Consider the following 16,018-nt stretch of genomic DNA (forward strand, 5'->3'; position numbering starts at 1 on the left):
ACCATCATCGCAACCGCCCTGATCGATACCGGTTCGCGCATGGACGAGGTCATCTTTGAAGAATTCAAGGGGACCGGTAACTCCGAGCTTATCCTGGATCGCAAACTGTCTGACAAACGTATCTTCCCGGCGATTGATATCCTCAAATCGGGTACCCGTAAGGAAGAGCTTCTGGTCGACAAGAGCGTTCTGTCCAAGATGTGGGTGCTGCGTCGTATCCTCAACCCGATGGGTCCGCAGGACGCGATGGAATTCCTGCTTGGCAAGCTCAAGGGTACGAAGAACAACGACGACTTCTTCGATTCCATGAACGGCTGATGCCGCGCGGGCCTGATGGGCCCGATGTACTGGATCGTAAAAAACAAACGGGACCCTCTGTGGTCCCGTTTTTTTATTTCAATATCGAAATAACCGTTAAACAACCTCTATCCAAGGGCCAGTGTCACCTCTGCCAGACCGCTCCCCAGTTTCTGCCTATCCACACGGGCATCACCCGGCTCGATGGAAAAATTGTCGTCGCTCAGATGAATGCCGATATGATGCGTGCCGTAATTGAGCGTAATCGCCAATGTGTTGGCAGCCGTGATCTCGCACACCACCGATTCACCGGCCTCGATCCGGTTGGGCGGGGCGCTTTGCCAGCCATCCTTGGGGGCAAGGGCACTCAGATGCAGCGGGGTCTCGGCGTTTTCATTCCACAAGGTCAGTTTCAGGCGCATTTCCTGTGACATTATTGGCCTCTCCCGGGTCATGGCTTTGCTGTCAGTCTATCCTGTTTGCCGCTGTTTTTCACGGCTCTGCATGATTTTCATCGGGCGGAACGGATCAAGGCTTGAAACCGCGCAAAAGCCGTGGGACTCTGGGCAACCCGTTCACGATCATATCGCGCTTTATGCAGCTTCTACTCAAATCCGTTGATTTCGCCGCCCGTGCCCATCGCGACCAGCGTCGCAAAGGCGCTGCCCAGGAACCCTATATCAATCACCCGATCGAGGTTTCCCGCCTGATTGTTGAATGCGAACCGGGGACGGACGAGGATATTCTCTGTGCCGCCGTTCTGCATGACGTGATCGAGGATTGCGGGGCGACCCGCGATGAAATCGCCGCCTGTTTTAACGACATCATCGCCGATATCGTGCTCGAAGTCAGTGATGACAAGGCCCTGCCAAGGGACGAGCGCAAGGCAAAGCAGATCGAAACCGCCCCCAACCTTACCAACGGTGCCAAGCTTGTGCGACTGGCCGATAAGGTCGCCAATGTCGGTGCGATGCTGACCGACACGCCGGTTGGCTGGGATGAAAGGCAGATACTGGCCTATGTCGACTGGGCCGAAGCCGTCATCGCCCCGTGCCGCGAAGTAAGCGAAGGCCTTTCAGACCGCTTTGACGCGATTGCGCGCGATGTGCGGATGACCCACGGCAACTAAAAACCCGGTAATTCAACATTTACCGGGTTTCCAAGGCTGACTTGATGTCGCTTTGAACGTTATTTGACGTAGCTATCGGGGAAGGGCAGTTGTTCAACAGCCCGCCAGTCCGGCGTGACATAGTTGATAATCAGCGACTTCCGGATACCCGGAATGGTCCGTTTTTCAAAGCCGTGCCAGGTATTGTTGGAAGGCACAAAAATCAGGGCCGAGTTCGGCTTGAACGGTGATGCGCCGACATGGGTATCGGCATCCTTGTAGATATCGGTACCCAGGTTTTCATGCCCCGGCTCGTCGGAAAGATAGAGCAACATGGTAAAGCGCTTTACGCCGATATCTGTATGCGGCTGCAGCCAGAAACCATCGCGATCCTGGGCAAATTCCAGTCGAATGCGGGAATCACTCAGATCGGCACCAAACACTTCCTCGACCGTGTCGACAACTTCGCGGGAATGGAAAGCCTGCGCGATATTATTGGCGGCCTCGAATTTCGCAATGTTTTCCTGATCGAAGTAACGACGGCTTGAATTGTTGGCTTCGCGCGTGCCGGCATCATCAACTTCAAGAAACGGCGCATCAATCGGAAGGGCGCAAACGGCCTCTGCCATGCCTTCTGGCAAGACGTCTTCAAGGAACCAGTGCTGATAAGGATCCTGATAGGTTTTCGCCGATTTGAAGGCGGCGATGACAGATTGTTGTACTTTTGAAACAGACATTGCAGAGGTTCCGATATGCGAAGGCACAAGAAAAAAGCCGATCGCGCAATGTATCGGCTTTTTATCAAGTGTCCTATACTTTTCGCGTCAGGATTGATGCCTTATCAGACGGTAAAGACGATCGAACCGTTGGTTTTGCGGCTTTCAAGGTCGTCATGCGCCTTGGCAGCATCGGCAAGCGGGTAGGTCGCGGTGATGTCAATCGTGACAATGCCCGATTTCAAAACCTCAAACAGCTCATTCGCACTGGCCAGAAGCTCTTCACGGGTGGCGTTGTACTGGAAGATGCTCGGTCGGGTCAGGAAATAGGCGCCCGGGGCAAGCTGGGCCAGCGATACCGGCGGAACTGCACCCGAAGACTGACCAAAACTCACCATCATGCCAAGCCGTTTGAGGCACTTAAGCGAATCCTCAAACGTGTCCTTACCGACCGAATCGTAAACAACTTCAACGCCTTGGCCATTGGTGATTTCCTTGACCCGCTCTGAGACGACCTCGTCGCGATAGAGGATCGGATAGTCACATCCCTTGGCCTTGGCAATCTCGGCCTTTTCCTTGGACCCGACCGTTCCGATCACGGTCGCCCCCAGATGCTTGGCCCACTGGCAAACGATCTGGCCAACCCCGCCAGCCGCCGCATGGATCAGGATGGTGTCGCCCTTTTTGACGTTATAGGTCCGGCGCAAAAGATATTGCGCGGTCATGCCCTGAAGCATGGCGGCTGCGGCCAGTTCGAAACTGACATCATCGGGGATCTTGACCAGACCCTTGGCCGGCATCACGCGCGCCTCGGCGTAGGCACCAAGTGGCTGTGCGGCATACGCCACGCGATCGCCCACGGCCAGATCCGTCACACCCGGACCGACTTCCTCAATGATACCAGCCCCTTCAAGCCCAAGGCCCGATGGCATGCTGGGTGCGGGATAGACGCCGGAACGGAAATAGATATCGATATAGTTGAGGCCAACGGCCTTTTGCGCCAGACGGACTTCGCCTTCGCCCGGGGTGCCGACGTCGACGTCTTCAAATTTCAGGACATCACTGCCGCCGGTCTCGTAAAATCGGAATGCTTTGGTCATGGAAGACCTCCCTTTCTGCGTTTTCCAACGCCTGTTTCGTTAATGGGAGGAGTGTAGGTTAATCGCGATTGCTTTGCAGCACAGGATTGGAAGAATTCCATCCGAAACGACGTGATTAATCAATCCGATCGGGCAACCCTTTGCCGTTGTTCCACCAGCGATTGGGGTTGTCACTTTGCGGATTGTAGGCGGCGCGACTTGCCCAGTCCTCACGGACAAAGATCACCGGTTCCTCGTAGTGATGCGCATAGATGATCGCGTCCATGACTTTGGCGAGCGCCTTCTGGTCGCGATCAATCGAGATTTTGAGCTCGACCATCGGGTAGGTCTCAGTCGAACCGGCCGCAAATCCGTCAACATGTGTTGTGGTGGTCGATCCCGGTTCTGGCTGCGCGGTTTCTTTTCCCACTGCGGAAATGCTCGCATTGCGCTGATACCGTCCAAAGCCAAGCGGATGGACCTTCATAACTTCGTCAAGAATGCGATCCGTATCTTCGGGCAATGTCTGCACCTCGATGGTGAAAACCGGCACAAGTGTCCCGGATTTGGCGGTGTATCCCTGCAGGCTGTCCATCATGGTTCTCCGGTTGTTCACTTTATGTTCTATGCAACCGCATGGATTAATGCAATAGTGAACAGACCAAAAGCCCAATGCCCATAACCCGGATTGCCCCATGTCAGTTATCAGCCACATCACCCTCGGAACCAATGACAAGGCCCGTTCCGCGCGTTTCTACGATGCCGTACTGGGCGCGCTGGGCTTTGACCGCTTGCCAAAACCGCCCGAAAAGCCGCTGGCTTATGAACGGGATGGACAGATGCCAACGATCTATATCTACAGCCCGGCAGATGGGCGCCCGGCAACGTGGGGCAATGGTACTCATATCGCGTTTCAGGCAGACCATCGCGATCATGTCGATGCCTTTCACGCAGCGGCGCTTGAACATGGTGGCATGGATGAAGGCCAGCCCGGCCTGCGCGCGCATTACGGGCCAAACTATTATGCCGCCTATGTCCGTGATCCGGATGGCAACAAGCTGCAAGCCGTGTGCTACGCCGAAGAATAATATTAAGTCTTTGAAAAACAGGACTAAAACGGAAGAGCGCCCTGATCACTCGGCAGCGGCAAATCCACACCTTCGATCTTTAAAAGCGCGCGCTTGGTTTCAAGCCCGCCATGGCCGGAATAGCCGCCCGGCTTGTCGCCGGTTGCCAGAACGCGGTGGCAGGGAATAAGGATCGGGATCGGATTAAGGCCGCACGCCGTGCCAACCGATTGAAATGCCTTGGGCGATCCGGCCATGGTGGCCAGTTCCTTGTAGGTCGCAGTCTTGCCCATCGGGATCTCGCACATTGCTTGCCAGACGGTTTTCTGGAAATCCGTCCCGTCAGGTGCGAGTGGCAAATCAAAGCTGTGCAAGCGCCCTGCGAAATAGGCGTTCAGCTGCTTTTGGGCTTCTTCAAGCAACGGTGTGCTTTCAATCTCGTCAACAAATCCCCAGTCAAGCGCAACGATTTGATCTTCAAATGCGAAAACCGTGAGTGCGCCGACGGGGCTGTTGAGCGAGATTTGCGGCATCGGGGCTAGGCCGCTTTGGCCGGCAAATCTGCCAGCATTTCGGTTAATTCTTCGACGCCTGTGACGGGTGCCGAACATACCGGCCCCTGACAGATATAGGCGGTTTCCTTGCCGTCAATCGCGGTCTTGCCCTGGGCCGGATGGCCATCGGGCAGGGGATCACCATCAGACAGGATCGTGATCGCCCGGTTGGGCAGATATGCACCAAAAATGGCACGCCGCATATCAAGATAGGTCTGGCTGCGCTCGTTGGCGATCAGCACGATCTGCACCGGATTTTGCAGCATTTCGGCCGCCATCATAAGGCCCGGCATGTTCGGGAATTGCTCGCTGATCCGCCCGCCAAAGGCCGCAAGGGTGATTTCCGCCTGATCGCGGTATTGCGCATCGCCAGTCAGGGCATAAAGCTTGGCCAGGTTCTGAGCCATGATCGCATTGCCCGATGGCACGGCATTATCCATGAAGGGTTTTTGGCGCACGACAAGGTCGCTGGCATCCGATGCCGACTGGAAATAGCCGCCCTTGGCATCGGCAAACAGGGTTTCGACCGCGGCCGACCACCGGATGGCTTCATTAAGATAGGCATCCTCGCCAAAGCATTCATAAAGCCTCAAGGCCGCGCGGATCATATGCGCATAGTCTTCCAGCATCCCGGCATGCTGCACGCGACTATTACGATAGCTGTGCAGGAAGCGGTCATCCTTCATCAGGGTGTTGATGACAAATCCATAGGCAAGCTTGGCATAATCCAGCCAGTCGGCACGGTGGAAGGTCATCGCGGCCTCGGCAAAGGCGGCAATTGTCATGGCGTTCCAGTCGGTCAGTGCTTTGTCATCCCAGCCCGGGCGAATGCGTTTGGCCCGTTCGGTCAGAAGCTTGGCGCGAAGCTCCACCAGCCTTTCCTCGGTCGCGTCATCGGCAAGCTCGAGCCCCGAGGCGGTGCGGTTAAGGATATTATGGCCTTCCCAGTTGCCACCCTTGGAAACGTCATAGAATTTCTTAAACAGTTCGGCATCACTGCCAAGGATCTGGTCAATTTCATCCTCGGACCAGACATAGAACTTGCCTTCGACCCCTTCGCTGTCGGCATCAAGGCTTGCGGTAAAGGCACCCCCGGGAATGCGCATTTCGCGCAAGATCCAGCCAATGGTTTCCTCGACCCGCTTGGCATAAAGCGGATTGGGATCAACCCGCCAGACATCACACAAAAGATCAATCAGCTGGGCGTTGTCATAGAGCATCTTTTCGAAATGCGGCACCAGCCACTGGTCATCGACGGCATAGCGGGCAAAACCGCCGCCCAGATGATCATAAATGCCGCCCTGGCACATGCGATCCAGGCTGTGTTTGACGATGCGTTTCAGCCCGTCATCCTCGGTGCGCACACCGGTCCGCCAGATATAGGATAAAAGGCTGGGCTGCGGGAATTTCGGCGCGCCGGATGTGCCGCCATTTTCCCCGTCCATGATCTGCAAGCAGCCATGACCGCAGCGATCAATCATCTCAAGACTGGGGACCGCGCCAACCGCCGCACTGTTCATTTTGATCAGGGCATTGGAAATCTGGCTGACATTGTGGCGGACATCATCGGGTTTTTCGGCATAAATCTTTGCAACGGTCTTAAGCACATCGCCAAATCCCGGCCGGCCATATCGCGCTTCCTTGGGGAAATACGTGCCGCCCCAGAACGGCTCGCCATCCGGGGTCAAAAACATCGTCAGTGGCCAGCCGCCCTGTTGGCCCAGAAGGGCCAGCGCATTCTGATAAAGCGCATCAAGGTCCGGGCGTTCTTCGCGGTCGAGCTTGATATTGATGAAAAGCTCGTTCATCAGGGCCGCAATACCCTCATCCTCAAAGCTTTCATGCGCCATGACATGGCACCAGTGACACGCAGCATACCCGACCGACAGCAGGATCGGTTTGTTCAATTCCTTGGCTTTGGCGAGAATTTCGGTACTCCAGGGCTGCCAATGCACCGGGTTGTCGCGATGCTGAACAAGATAGGGGCTGGTTTCCGAACCAAGATTATTGCGTGCGAGTTCCATTTTGTGTCCTGTGCCATCCATTAAGCCGATGGCTTTATCGTTTGCGGTAGCGCGATCTGCAATCACGCGCCAGTCATCAGTGCTGGCAATGCTTTATAAGGCTGTTTGCGTGATTCTAAGGGTTATGGCCTCATTCATAAAGGCAAATGGCCGAAATCTTTTATCGCAATATTGTGAAAGTTGCGGTCGCCGCATGCTCTTGCTTCCCATATGGTAGGGGCTGGTTGGCGTTATTGTGATTGCGAAGGCGGTTCTGGTGGGGATAATGGGCCAGCCATGCAAACAGCCAGTCACATAAAGTGACAGAGACCAAAAAACAAAACAGATCAGGAGACCAGGGCGATGAAAGTAACCGTGAACATTGATTGCACGCCGGAAGAGGCACGGACCTTCTTTGGTCTTCCTGATGTTCAGCCGATGCAAAAGGCGATGATGCAAGATATCGAAGACCGCATGAAAGCCAACCTGGCGGCGATGGATCCGGAAACCATGCTTAATACCTGGCTGCCACAGGGCATTCAGAACTGGGAACAGCTTCAGAAAGCCTTCTGGGGCCAGTTCAATGCGGGTACCGGCGGTACCGGTGACAAGGACAAAGGCTAGGCAGACCCGCTATCATGCGTGAACACTACTATCAGGCACATGTCTTCGTGTGCCAGAACGAACGCCCCGCCGGCCATGAACGCGGATGCTGCTATTCCAAGGGCGCGACCAAACTTCGCAACTACATGAAGGTGCGCGCCAAGGAACTTGGCCTGCCACAGACCCGGATCAATACCGCCGGCTGTCTCGATCGCTGCGAACTGGGCCCGGTGATGGTGGTCTATCCCGAAGGTACCTGGTATCACTATGAGACGATGGAAGACATCGAGGCGATCCTCAATGATCATCTGATCGGTGGCAAGATCGTTGAACGCTTAAAGCTTAATCCCGATCAATAAGCGCCCCTGCGTGACCTTGCGTAATCAAACCGGCCCGCAATATATGTGTGGCCTGTTTTTTTGTGCCCTACTGCAAGGGATGCCCGTACCCGCCGCCGCGCGCACAGACTCTGTGCGGGCATGATGGGTCTTTTGGGCATTGTGGCCCAAGATGAGGCTGGATGCCCGCAGCAGAAACGATATCTAGCTGCCGTCTGCAATCCCGTCACCCCCGCGCAGGCGGGGGGTCCATGACGGGGCGAGGGCGGCTGCCAACGCGCACCCGATGATCCGCGCCACCAACACAAAGGTCATTAAACCCCTGTTGGTTATTTTCTGCCATATGTTGACCTTTGCGCCTGTCTGGACGATATCCTCCTCTGCCACGCAACCGCATTTTCAGAATTGACGGATCCGCCATGATTGCCAGCCGAGAAACCATTTTTGCCCTGTCCTCCGGCGCGGGGCGTGCCGGTGTTGCCGTGATCCGATTATCCGGGCCGCGTTCGGGGGCGGTGCTGTGTGCGTTATTGGGCCGCGATACAATGCCCAAGCCGCGCCATGCGATCTATGCCCCGATCCGCGATCCGCAATCGGGTGAGCGGCTTGATGATGCGGTGGCGATCTATTTCCAGGGTCCGGCAAGCTTTACCGGTGAAGACGTGGTTGAACTGCATGTCCATGGTGGGCGGGCCGTGATCGAAGGGGTTCTGGATTGCCTGTCGCGTCAGGACGGTCTGCGCGTGGCGGACCCGGGTGAATACACACGGCGTGCGTTTGAAAACGGCAAGATGGATCTGACCTCGGCCGAGGGGATCGCCGATCTGATTGACGCCGAAACCGCCGCCCAGCGCCGCCAGGCGGTGCGCCAGATGGCAGGCGAGCTGGGCACGCTGTATGAAGGCTGGCGTGCGCGCCTGATGAAGGCCTTGGCCCATATCGAGGCCGATATTGATTTCCCCGACGAAGATTTGCCCGATGGCATCGTGCCGGTGGTGCATGGCGATTTGCGCGCGGTGAATGACGAGGTCAAACGCCATCTGGCCGATAACCGCCGTGGTGAGCGCCTGCGCGAAGGGTTCCAGATTGTCATTTTGGGCGCGCCCAATGCCGGCAAATCGAGCCTGCTTAACCGGCTGGCTCAGCGAGATGCCGCCATTGTGTCCGAGATCGCGGGGACCACGCGCGACATGATCGAGGTTCATCTCGATCTGGGGGGCTTTCCGGTCACCATGGTCGATACCGCGGGCCTGCGCGAAAGCGGCGATGTGATTGAGTCCGAGGGTGTGCGCCGTGCGACCGAGCGGGCGGAAAATGCCGATCTGCGTCTGGTGGTGATTGATCGCAATGACTGGCCGAAGATTGATCCGGAGGCTGCCCGCCTGATAGATGACAAGACGCTGATCCTGATCAACAAGGTCGATGCGACCGATAGCAGCGCCATTCCGGCAAGCTGGCAGGGAACGTCGGTCGATGGTCGGGCGCTGGAGCTTCCCGTTTTACCCATATCGGCCATGACCGGGCAGGGGATGGAAAGCCTCTTGCAACTGCTGGAGACTCGCGTAAAAGAGGGGCTCGATTTTGCCGGGCCCGTGCCGCTGACACGGCTGCGCCATCGGCGGGCACTTGAAAGTGCCAGCGATCATCTGGATCGCGGATTGCAGACCGATATCGCAGAACTGGCGGCCGAGGATGTACGGCTCGCTGTCCGCGAAATCGGCAAGATTACCGGACGTGTCGATGTGGAAGATTTGCTCGATATTATCTTCGGGGATTTCTGTATCGGCAAATAGAGTTAGGGAAGAGTCGTTAGACTTGTCTCCCGAGAATGTTTCACGTGAAACATTCGTCACAAGGTTGACCATATACACCTATTCGAACCAAACAGGGTTCACACCCGCCGCGTGACAAGCAGTGGGGATTGAGTGAGGAAGTCGATGTCACAGAACGTGCCAAATAACCGCTTTGACGTGATCGTGGTCGGCGGTGGCCATGCCGGATGCGAAGCCGCTGCTGCCGCCGCGCGCATGGGCGCATCCACGGCACTGGTCACCCACCGTGCGGATCGCATCGGGGAAATGTCGTGCAACCCGGCCATCGGTGGTCTGGGCAAGGGGCATATGGTGCGCGAAGTTGATGCGCTTGACGGCGTGATGGGCCGCGCGATTGACCGCGCGGGTATCCAGTTCCGTATGCTCAATCGTTCCAAGGGCCCCGCAGTCCGTGGGCCGCGTGCGCAGGCAGATCGCAAGCTGTATCGCCAGGCGGTGCAGGATATCTTGGCTGAACAGGAAAACCTCACCATTCTTGAAGGCGGTGTCGAGGACCTGATCATTGATGACAATAATCGTGTTAAGGGCGTCGTCACTGGCGATGGCACCGAATACCTTGCCGGTGCGGTGGTGCTGACCACGGGCACGTTCCTTAATGGTTTGATCCATATTGGCGAGAAATCCGAACCGGCAGGTCGCATGGGCGACGCCCCGGCAACCGGACTTTCTGAGACGCTGGCAAAATATGATTTCCGATTAGGCCGTTTGAAAACCGGAACGCCGGCCCGCCTTGATGGCCGGACCATTGATTGGGCAAGTTTGCAGGAACAGCCGGGCGACACGCCGCCAGAGCCGTTTTCGTTCCTGACCCGCGAAATTACCGTGCCGCAGATTCCGTGTCATATGACCTGGACGACCGAGGCGACCCACGAAATCATTCGCGCCAATCTCGACCGTGCGCCGATGTATAGCGGCAAAATCAAAAGCAGCGGTCCGCGCTATTGCCCGTCCATCGAAGACAAGGTCGTCCGCTTCGCCGAGAAAAATCAGCATCAGATTTTCCTCGAACCCGAAGGGCTCGACGATCCGACCATCTATCCGAACGGCATTTCGACCTCGCTGCCCGAAGACGTCCAGCTTGCCATGCTCGCCACCATTCCGGGTCTGGAAAAGGTCGAGATCTTCCGTCCCGGCTATGCGGTGGAATATGACTTTGTTGATCCGCGCGAGCTGCGTCATACGCTGGAAACCAAAAAGGTCGCGGCCCTGTTCTTTGCCGGTCAGATCAATGGCACCACCGGCTACGAAGAAGCCGCTGGGCAGGGGCTTATTGCCGGTGTGAATGCCGCCCTGATTGCCGGGGGTGCTGAGCGCGAATTCGTTCTCGATCGGGCTGACGCCTATATCGGTGTAATGATCGATGATCTGGTGACCCTTGGCACGCGCGAGCCATATCGCATGTTCACCTCGCGCGCCGAGTATCGCCTGATGCTACGCGCCGATAACGCCGATCAGCGTCTGACGGATCGCGGTCTTGATATTGGCTGCATCGCATCGACACGCGCGCAGGCATGGGATGCCAAGAAATCTGCATTGAATGCTGCCAAGGCAGAAGTATCCGAGCTGACCGAAACCCCGAATTGTTTGGCCAAGTTTGATATCAAGATCAATCAGGATGGTGTGCGCCGCTCGGCCTATGACCTGCTGGCCTATCCCGATATTGATTTCGATACCCTGACCAAGGTCTGGCCGCAGCTGGGCGCACTTGACCCGGCGATCAAGGAACAGGTGTCAATCGATGCCCAGTATAAAGGCTATCTCGACCGCCAGGCGGCGGACATCGCGGCCTTCCGCCGGGACGAGGAATTGCGCCTGCCGCGCGGGCTTGATTTCGATAAGGTCGGCGGGCTGTCGGCAGAGATCCGGTTGAAGCTTAAAGAAATCCAGCCGGAAACCATCGGCGCCGCATCGCGCATTCCGGGTGTTACTCCGGCGGCGGTGACCGCATTGCTCGGTCATATTAAAAGCCACAAGCATCAGACGGCCGCCGTCAGCAAGACCGCCTGATCGGTCTTCGTCCAAACACACTATATAATGGGTCCGATCCGGACGCTTCTGATCCCCATTATAACGCCCGGCCAAATTCACTGGCCGGGCGTTTTGTTTTGGCTGGCGCGTCGGATGTAAGGGCAGGCGGATGAGACAGCCGGGTCTTGTGGAAGTGTGGCTGGTCATCACCGGCTTCTGCCGAGTCGCAGGGGATTGTGGTTGGGCAAGGTGCCGGAGTCGCCCATGCGGTGTCGGTGGGGAGTCAAACTTCATCGAATGTGCGGTGTTTTGGGTCTGGAATGATGCGTTTTGGTGTCGGAATGTTTCACGTGAAACATTCGACGCTGTTTTTAGGTGTTTTATCGCATCCGACGCGGCCAAAAACACAAACGGACGAAAATCAAGACTGGTGTGTTTTTTGGGCTCGGCCTATAACTCAAATATGCAGACAATTTCCACACCCGTAAAAACATGGTTTGAGCAGGATTTGAATGTTTCACGTGAAACATTGGATCGCCTCAGCCAGTATGCAGACCTTGTCGTGAAGTGGCAGCCACGGATTAATATCGTTGGCGCCAGCACGGCCGAAGACGTTTGGGGACGTCATTTACAGGATTCTGCGCAGCTTTGGCCGTATGTTGAAGACATCGCCACAACCGGCAAAATCGTTGATTTTGGATCGGGTGCCGGGTTCCCGGGCATCGTTCTGGCGATCCTTGGCGCCAATAACGTCACCTTGATGGAATCCAACACCAAAAAGACCGTCTTCCTGATGGAAGCCGCCCGGGTTTGCGGTGTGCTGGATAAGACCGAAATTGCCCGTGAGCGGATCGAGGCGGCTGCCCCGCGGCAGGCCGATGTGATTACGGCGCGCGCCTTTGCCCCCTTGCCGAAGCTGTTGGAGTTGGGGCAGCGCCATTTGAAAGACGGCGGCCATTATGTGCTGCTGAAGGGACGTGCCTTTGAGGATGAGCTGGCGGACGCACGTGACGCTGGTTGGACATTTGATGTAACCACGCATGCCAGTCTGGTCGATCCGGACGGTGTCGTGATGATCTTAAAAGGAGTGGGCCGGTGACGGATGTTATTGATTTGCCGCTTTCGACGAAATCTGATGGTGCCGCGCATCGTCCGCGGATTATCGCCGTGGCCAACCAGAAGGGCGGTGTGGGCAAGACCACCACGACGATCAATCTGGCAACTGCACTGGCCGCGGTAAACCAGCGGGTTCTGATTGTCGATCTTGATCCGCAGGGCAACGCCAGTACCGGCTTGGGCCTGCGTCCGTCCGACCGCGAAATCAGTTCCTATGACGTGCTGATCAACGGCAATACCTTGGAAGAGGCACGCAAGGAAACCTCGATCCCGCGGCTCAGCATCGTGCCGTCGGGCATGGATCTTTCGGGGGCGGAGATCGAGCTGGTCGATTTCGACCGTCGCGAGATGCAGCTTAAGGAATCGCTTGGCAAATTGCCGCACGATGTTGATTACGTCCTGATCGATTGCCCGCCGTCGCTGGGTCTTTTGACCCTGAATGCGCTGGTGGCATCCGATGCGGTTCTCGTACCGTTGCAATGTGAATTCTTTGCCCTTGAGGGGGTCAGCCATCTGGTGCGGACCATCAAGCGGGTCAAGAAGGCGTTCAATCCGAACCTTGAAATCCAGGGCATTGTGCTGACCATGTATGACAAGCGCAACAACCTGTCGGCCCAGGTTGCCAATGATGTGCGCGATTATTTCGGGGATGTGGTGTATCGCACGGTGATTCCGCGCAATGTCCGTGTTTCCGAAGCCCCCAGCCACGGAACACCGGTGCTGGTTTATGACATGAAGTGCCCGGGTTCACGGGCCTATCTGAATCTTGCGAGCGAAGTCCTGAAACGCGAAGGGGTGAAAGCATGAGCGAAGCAAAAAAACGCGGGTTGGGCAGGGGACTGTCTGCACTTCTGGGCGAAGAGGATGAAGAAGTTGCGGTTGCCGCCAGTGGCGATAGCGCCGAGGCGGCCCATCCGGGACCGGGCGGGACGACGCAGCATATTGCGATTACCGATCTGAAACCCTCGCCGTTTCAGCCGCGCAGCAATTTTGATGATGACGCGATTGATGATCTGGCGGCCTCGATCCGCCAAAAGGGCATCATTCAGCCTATTTTGGTGCGGGCCTCTTCGACGGGTGAAACCAAATACGAAATCATCGCCGGTGAACGTCGCTGGCGTGCGGCGCAACGGGCACAGCTTCATGAAGTGCCGGTTCTGGTGCGCGAATTTGATGATCGCGAAACCGCCGAAATTGCCCTGATTGAAAACCTGCAGCGTCAGGATCTGTCGCCGCTTGAAGAGGCCGAGGGCTATAACCGCCTGATGAGCGAGTTTTCCCACACGCAGGAAGCACTTGGTCAGGCACTGGGTAAAAGCCGCAGCCACATTGCCAACAGCCTGCGTTTGCTGGGCCTGCCAGCCCCGATCAAGCAGATGCTCTCAGACAAGGTTCTAAGCTCCGGCCATGCCCGTGCATTGCTTGGGGCGGACAATGCCGTCGAGCTTGCGGCCCAGATCGTGAAAAAGGGTTTGAATGTTCGCCAGGCGGAGAAACTGGTCAAAACCGATGGTGGCAAGTCCGCGCGTCCGAAGAAATCATCAGGTCGGTCTTCGATCGAGAAAGACCCAGATACGGTGTCTTTGGAGCGCGACCTCAGCAACATGTTGGGGTTGGCGGTCAATATCGACTTTGACGGATCGGCGGGTAAAATCTCGATCCGTTATGAAACGCTTGAGCAGCTTGATGACATCCTGCAGCGCCTGACCCATGGCAAGGCCGCCGACATTTCCGATGACGCCGATGCTGATGCTGCGCCCGGCCCGGATGAAAACGAGTTCGATTCGATGTTTATCGAAGATGACGAGTTTGAAGCCGAATCGGTCGATGATGCGGAAAACGAAGACGAGGATGCGCTGACCAGCGAGCTCGAATCGATTGCCGATGCGGTTGATGGCGGCCGTGATCTTGACAGGATCGATGACGACAGCCTGATGATCGACGATGAGCCCGAGGGCGATATGCCGATCGCGCAGGAAGAAGTCGACGAAGATGTGCTGGAGGAGGTTGCAGATGGCACGGGAAAAAAGCCGTAACCAAAACCAGCATGAAGGATCTTGATCGCGACAAGATCGATCAGCTTAAGAAACTGAAAGCCGAGCAGGCAAAGGCGGCCGGCAAATCGGTTGAGGTGAAGCGGATCCTTTAGATATTTAACGCGGTGCGGGGATCATATCCCGGACCGCGTTTTTGCGTTTTGGACGCATTCCAGTCCTAGCACGCCAATAATATGGCAACGGCCTCAGTTAGCACAATGGCGCTGAAGACTGGCGAATCGGGTTGGTGGTTACCGTCTGACCTGTTTCTGGCGGGCAACGGCGACCTTGATCATGGCGCGATGGGCGATGGTTTCGGGGATGGCCAGGCCGCTTTTGCAGTCCTTTTCAGCTTCCAGCAGGATTCGCAACGCACGCTGCAGGTTATTAACCGCCCAGTAATTCAGATTGGCGCGAAACTGATCAGCAGCCTTGAAAAACAGCGGTGGGCGGAGCGATTTCATCGCCTGATCGGCGCTAGTACCCTGGGAAACCTGTCCCTTGACCAGATGAAGCTTCTGAAAATAGCTGATCATCATGCGCAATGCGCCGACCGGGTTAAGGCCTTCTTCGACCAGGCGGGTCAGGGCGGCATCGAGATTAACCACATTGCCCTGTGAGACGGCCTGAATGACATCGTCATAGTGGCGTGCGGAACTGTCGCCAACGCAGGCCATGGCGTGTGCCAGCGTGACCTGACCGTCTTTGAGCGCATAGAGGGCGAGTTTTTCAAGCTCGCTTCGTGAAATCATGCGGTCCGAGCCGAGATTGGCGACCAGATAGCCGGTGGCATCGCGGTCAATGCGCAGTTTGTGTTCTTCCATGATCGACTGGATCAGGCTTTCGATGTCGCGCGCGCCATCGGCATAGCAGGGCAGGGTCATGCCATTGCCGGCTTTTTCGACTGCCTGACGCAGTTTGGAGCGAGTCGGAAGGCTTCCGGCCTCAATCACAATCAGGGCATCGCCGGCCGGATCGCCGAGGAAATCGGCAATGACAGGAGCCTGCGCATCACCGATATCGCGGAGTCGGATCACACGGCGCCCGCCGCCAAAGCTCATGGCGGCGGCCTCGTCGCGCAGGCGGCTGGGGTCTTCCTTGAGTTGGGCGGTGCCAAGCTCGATCACGCGGAAGGGATCCTTGAGGTCCTCGACCACGGTTTTGGCCAGTTTGGTCGCACGTTCACGCACAAGGCCTTCGTCCTCGCCATAGATCAGGACCAGCTGCGCCTTCGCATCCGGGGCGCGCAAGAAGTTTTCAACCTGTGCTGCCTTGAGCTTCATGATGCGCCTTGTGGTTCA

Annotated in this window: 16 protein-coding genes and 1 pseudogene; 10 read left to right on the forward strand and 7 right to left on the reverse strand. The window is 56.7% G+C overall.

Annotation, left to right across the window (positions count from 1 at the left end):
* Positions 1-318, forward strand: a pseudogene (locus B2T33_RS02785) (transcription termination factor Rho); the annotation flags it as partial.
* A 107-nt stretch (positions 319-425) separates the two neighbouring features.
* Here B2T33_RS02785 and B2T33_RS02790 read toward each other — a convergent pair.
* The gene (locus B2T33_RS02790; RefSeq protein ID WP_286791097.1) at positions 426-731 is read right to left on the reverse strand and encodes a hypothetical protein; all 306 of its coding nucleotides are present in this window, start codon (positions 729-731) and stop codon (positions 426-428) included.
* Positions 732-832: 101 nt separating this feature from the next.
* Here B2T33_RS02790 and B2T33_RS02795 point away from each other — a divergent pair, with 101 nt between their 5' ends.
* A complete protein-coding gene (locus B2T33_RS02795) occupies positions 833-1,426 on the forward strand; it encodes an HD domain-containing protein (RefSeq protein WP_286791098.1) in 594 nt (197 codons plus the stop codon).
* A gap of 59 nt (positions 1,427-1,485) precedes the next feature.
* Here B2T33_RS02795 and B2T33_RS02800 read toward each other — a convergent pair whose 3' ends face one another.
* The 3 genes from B2T33_RS02800 to B2T33_RS02810 form a co-directional block, all read right to left on the reverse strand.
* Positions 1,486-2,142: a 2OG-Fe(II) oxygenase gene (locus B2T33_RS02800; protein ID WP_286791099.1), complete on the reverse strand. Its 657-nt coding sequence runs from the start codon at positions 2,140-2,142 to the stop codon at positions 1,486-1,488.
* 104 nt (positions 2,143-2,246) lie between these two features.
* Positions 2,247-3,221 (reverse strand): quinone oxidoreductase family protein, encoded by a 975-nt coding sequence (locus tag B2T33_RS02805; RefSeq protein WP_286791100.1) that lies wholly within the window; start codon positions 3,219-3,221, stop codon positions 2,247-2,249.
* 115 nt (positions 3,222-3,336) lie between these two features.
* Entirely contained in the window at positions 3,337-3,795 is a 459-nt protein-coding gene (locus tag B2T33_RS02810; RefSeq protein ID WP_286791101.1) for a hypothetical protein, read from the reverse strand.
* 100 nt (positions 3,796-3,895) lie between these two features.
* Here B2T33_RS02810 and B2T33_RS02815 point away from each other — a divergent pair, with 100 nt between their 5' ends.
* Positions 3,896-4,288 (forward strand): VOC family protein, encoded by a 393-nt coding sequence (locus B2T33_RS02815; RefSeq protein WP_286791102.1) that lies wholly within the window; start codon positions 3,896-3,898, stop codon positions 4,286-4,288.
* 23 nt (positions 4,289-4,311) lie between these two features.
* On the opposite strand, the gene B2T33_RS02820 is transcribed toward B2T33_RS02815, so the two are convergent.
* Positions 4,312-4,800, reverse strand: coding sequence for a methylated-DNA--[protein]-cysteine S-methyltransferase (locus B2T33_RS02820; RefSeq protein WP_286791103.1), 489 nt, complete (start codon positions 4,798-4,800; stop codon positions 4,312-4,314).
* 5 nt (positions 4,801-4,805) lie between these two features.
* A complete protein-coding gene (locus B2T33_RS02825) occupies positions 4,806-6,845 on the reverse strand; it encodes a thioredoxin domain-containing protein (RefSeq protein ID WP_286791104.1) in 2,040 nt (679 codons plus the stop codon).
* A 342-nt stretch (positions 6,846-7,187) separates the two neighbouring features.
* Here B2T33_RS02825 and B2T33_RS02830 point away from each other — a divergent pair, with 342 nt between their 5' ends.
* From B2T33_RS02830 to B2T33_RS02860, 7 genes are all read left to right on the forward strand, one after another.
* Entirely contained in the window at positions 7,188-7,448 is a 261-nt protein-coding gene (locus B2T33_RS02830) for a DUF6489 family protein (RefSeq protein ID WP_008888754.1), read from the forward strand.
* Positions 7,449-7,462: 14 nt separating this feature from the next.
* Positions 7,463-7,786, forward strand: a complete 324-nt coding sequence (locus tag B2T33_RS02835; protein ID WP_286791105.1) for a (2Fe-2S) ferredoxin domain-containing protein — start codon at positions 7,463-7,465, stop codon at positions 7,784-7,786.
* Between the two features lie 398 nt (positions 7,787-8,184).
* Positions 8,185-9,558, forward strand: a complete 1,374-nt coding sequence (mnmE, locus tag B2T33_RS02840; RefSeq protein ID WP_197146318.1) for a tRNA uridine-5-carboxymethylaminomethyl(34) synthesis GTPase MnmE — start codon at positions 8,185-8,187, stop codon at positions 9,556-9,558.
* 144 nt (positions 9,559-9,702) lie between these two features.
* Entirely contained in the window at positions 9,703-11,604 is a 1,902-nt protein-coding gene (mnmG, locus tag B2T33_RS02845; protein WP_286791106.1) for a tRNA uridine-5-carboxymethylaminomethyl(34) synthesis enzyme MnmG, read from the forward strand.
* A gap of 469 nt (positions 11,605-12,073) precedes the next feature.
* A complete protein-coding gene (rsmG, locus tag B2T33_RS02850; protein WP_232308285.1) occupies positions 12,074-12,664 on the forward strand; it encodes a 16S rRNA (guanine(527)-N(7))-methyltransferase RsmG in 591 nt (196 codons plus the stop codon).
* The gene (locus B2T33_RS02855) at positions 12,661-13,488 is read left to right on the forward strand and encodes a ParA family protein (protein WP_008888748.1); all 828 of its coding nucleotides are present in this window, start codon (positions 12,661-12,663) and stop codon (positions 13,486-13,488) included. The genes rsmG and B2T33_RS02855 overlap by 4 nt, the downstream gene beginning before the upstream one ends.
* Entirely contained in the window at positions 13,485-14,717 is a 1,233-nt protein-coding gene (locus B2T33_RS02860; RefSeq protein ID WP_286791107.1) for a ParB/RepB/Spo0J family partition protein, read from the forward strand. Before B2T33_RS02855 ends, B2T33_RS02860 begins: the two co-directional genes overlap by 4 nt.
* A gap of 251 nt (positions 14,718-14,968) precedes the next feature.
* Here B2T33_RS02860 and holA read toward each other — a convergent pair whose 3' ends face one another.
* Positions 14,969-16,000 carry a DNA polymerase III subunit delta gene (gene holA, locus B2T33_RS02865; protein WP_286791108.1) on the reverse strand — a complete coding sequence of 344 codons (1,032 nt, stop codon included), beginning with the start codon at positions 15,998-16,000 and terminating at the stop codon, positions 14,969-14,971.
* Positions 16,001-16,018: the final 18 nt, after the last annotated feature.

The organism is Thalassospira sp. UBA4513 (genome assembly GCF_002388495.1).
Taxonomy (GTDB): domain Bacteria; phylum Pseudomonadota; class Alphaproteobacteria; order Rhodospirillales; family Thalassospiraceae; genus Thalassospira; species Thalassospira tepidiphila.

Bases quoted from the DNA above. Each gene is read 5' to 3' on its own strand.
- B2T33_RS02800 (WP_286791099.1), bottom strand. From the start codon at position 2,142: ATGTCTGTTTCAAAAGTACAACAATCTGTCATCGCCGCCTTCAAATCG.
- B2T33_RS02805 (WP_286791100.1), bottom strand. From the start codon at position 3,221: ATGACCAAAGCATTCCGATTTTACGAGACCGGCGGCAGTGATGTCCTG.
- B2T33_RS02825 (WP_286791104.1), bottom strand. From the start codon at position 6,845: ATGGAACTCGCACGCAATAATCTTGGTTCGGAAACCAGCCCCTATCTT.
- B2T33_RS02815 (WP_286791102.1), top strand. From the start codon at position 3,896: ATGTCAGTTATCAGCCACATCACCCTCGGAACCAATGACAAGGCCCGT.
- B2T33_RS02810 (WP_286791101.1), bottom strand. From the start codon at position 3,795: ATGGACAGCCTGCAGGGATACACCGCCAAATCCGGGACACTTGTGCCG.
- B2T33_RS02790 (WP_286791097.1), bottom strand. From the start codon at position 731: ATGTCACAGGAAATGCGCCTGAAACTGACCTTGTGGAATGAAAACGCC.
- holA (WP_286791108.1), bottom strand. From the start codon at position 16,000: ATGAAGCTCAAGGCAGCACAGGTTGAAAACTTCTTGCGCGCCCCGGAT.
- B2T33_RS02860 (WP_286791107.1), top strand. From the start codon at position 13,485: ATGAGCGAAGCAAAAAAACGCGGGTTGGGCAGGGGACTGTCTGCACTT.
- B2T33_RS02835 (WP_286791105.1), top strand. From the start codon at position 7,463: ATGCGTGAACACTACTATCAGGCACATGTCTTCGTGTGCCAGAACGAA.
- B2T33_RS02820 (WP_286791103.1), bottom strand. From the start codon at position 4,800: ATGCCGCAAATCTCGCTCAACAGCCCCGTCGGCGCACTCACGGTTTTC.
- B2T33_RS02830 (WP_008888754.1), top strand. From the start codon at position 7,188: ATGAAAGTAACCGTGAACATTGATTGCACGCCGGAAGAGGCACGGACC.
- mnmE (WP_197146318.1), top strand. From the start codon at position 8,185: ATGATTGCCAGCCGAGAAACCATTTTTGCCCTGTCCTCCGGCGCGGGG.
- mnmG (WP_286791106.1), top strand. From the start codon at position 9,703: ATGTCACAGAACGTGCCAAATAACCGCTTTGACGTGATCGTGGTCGGC.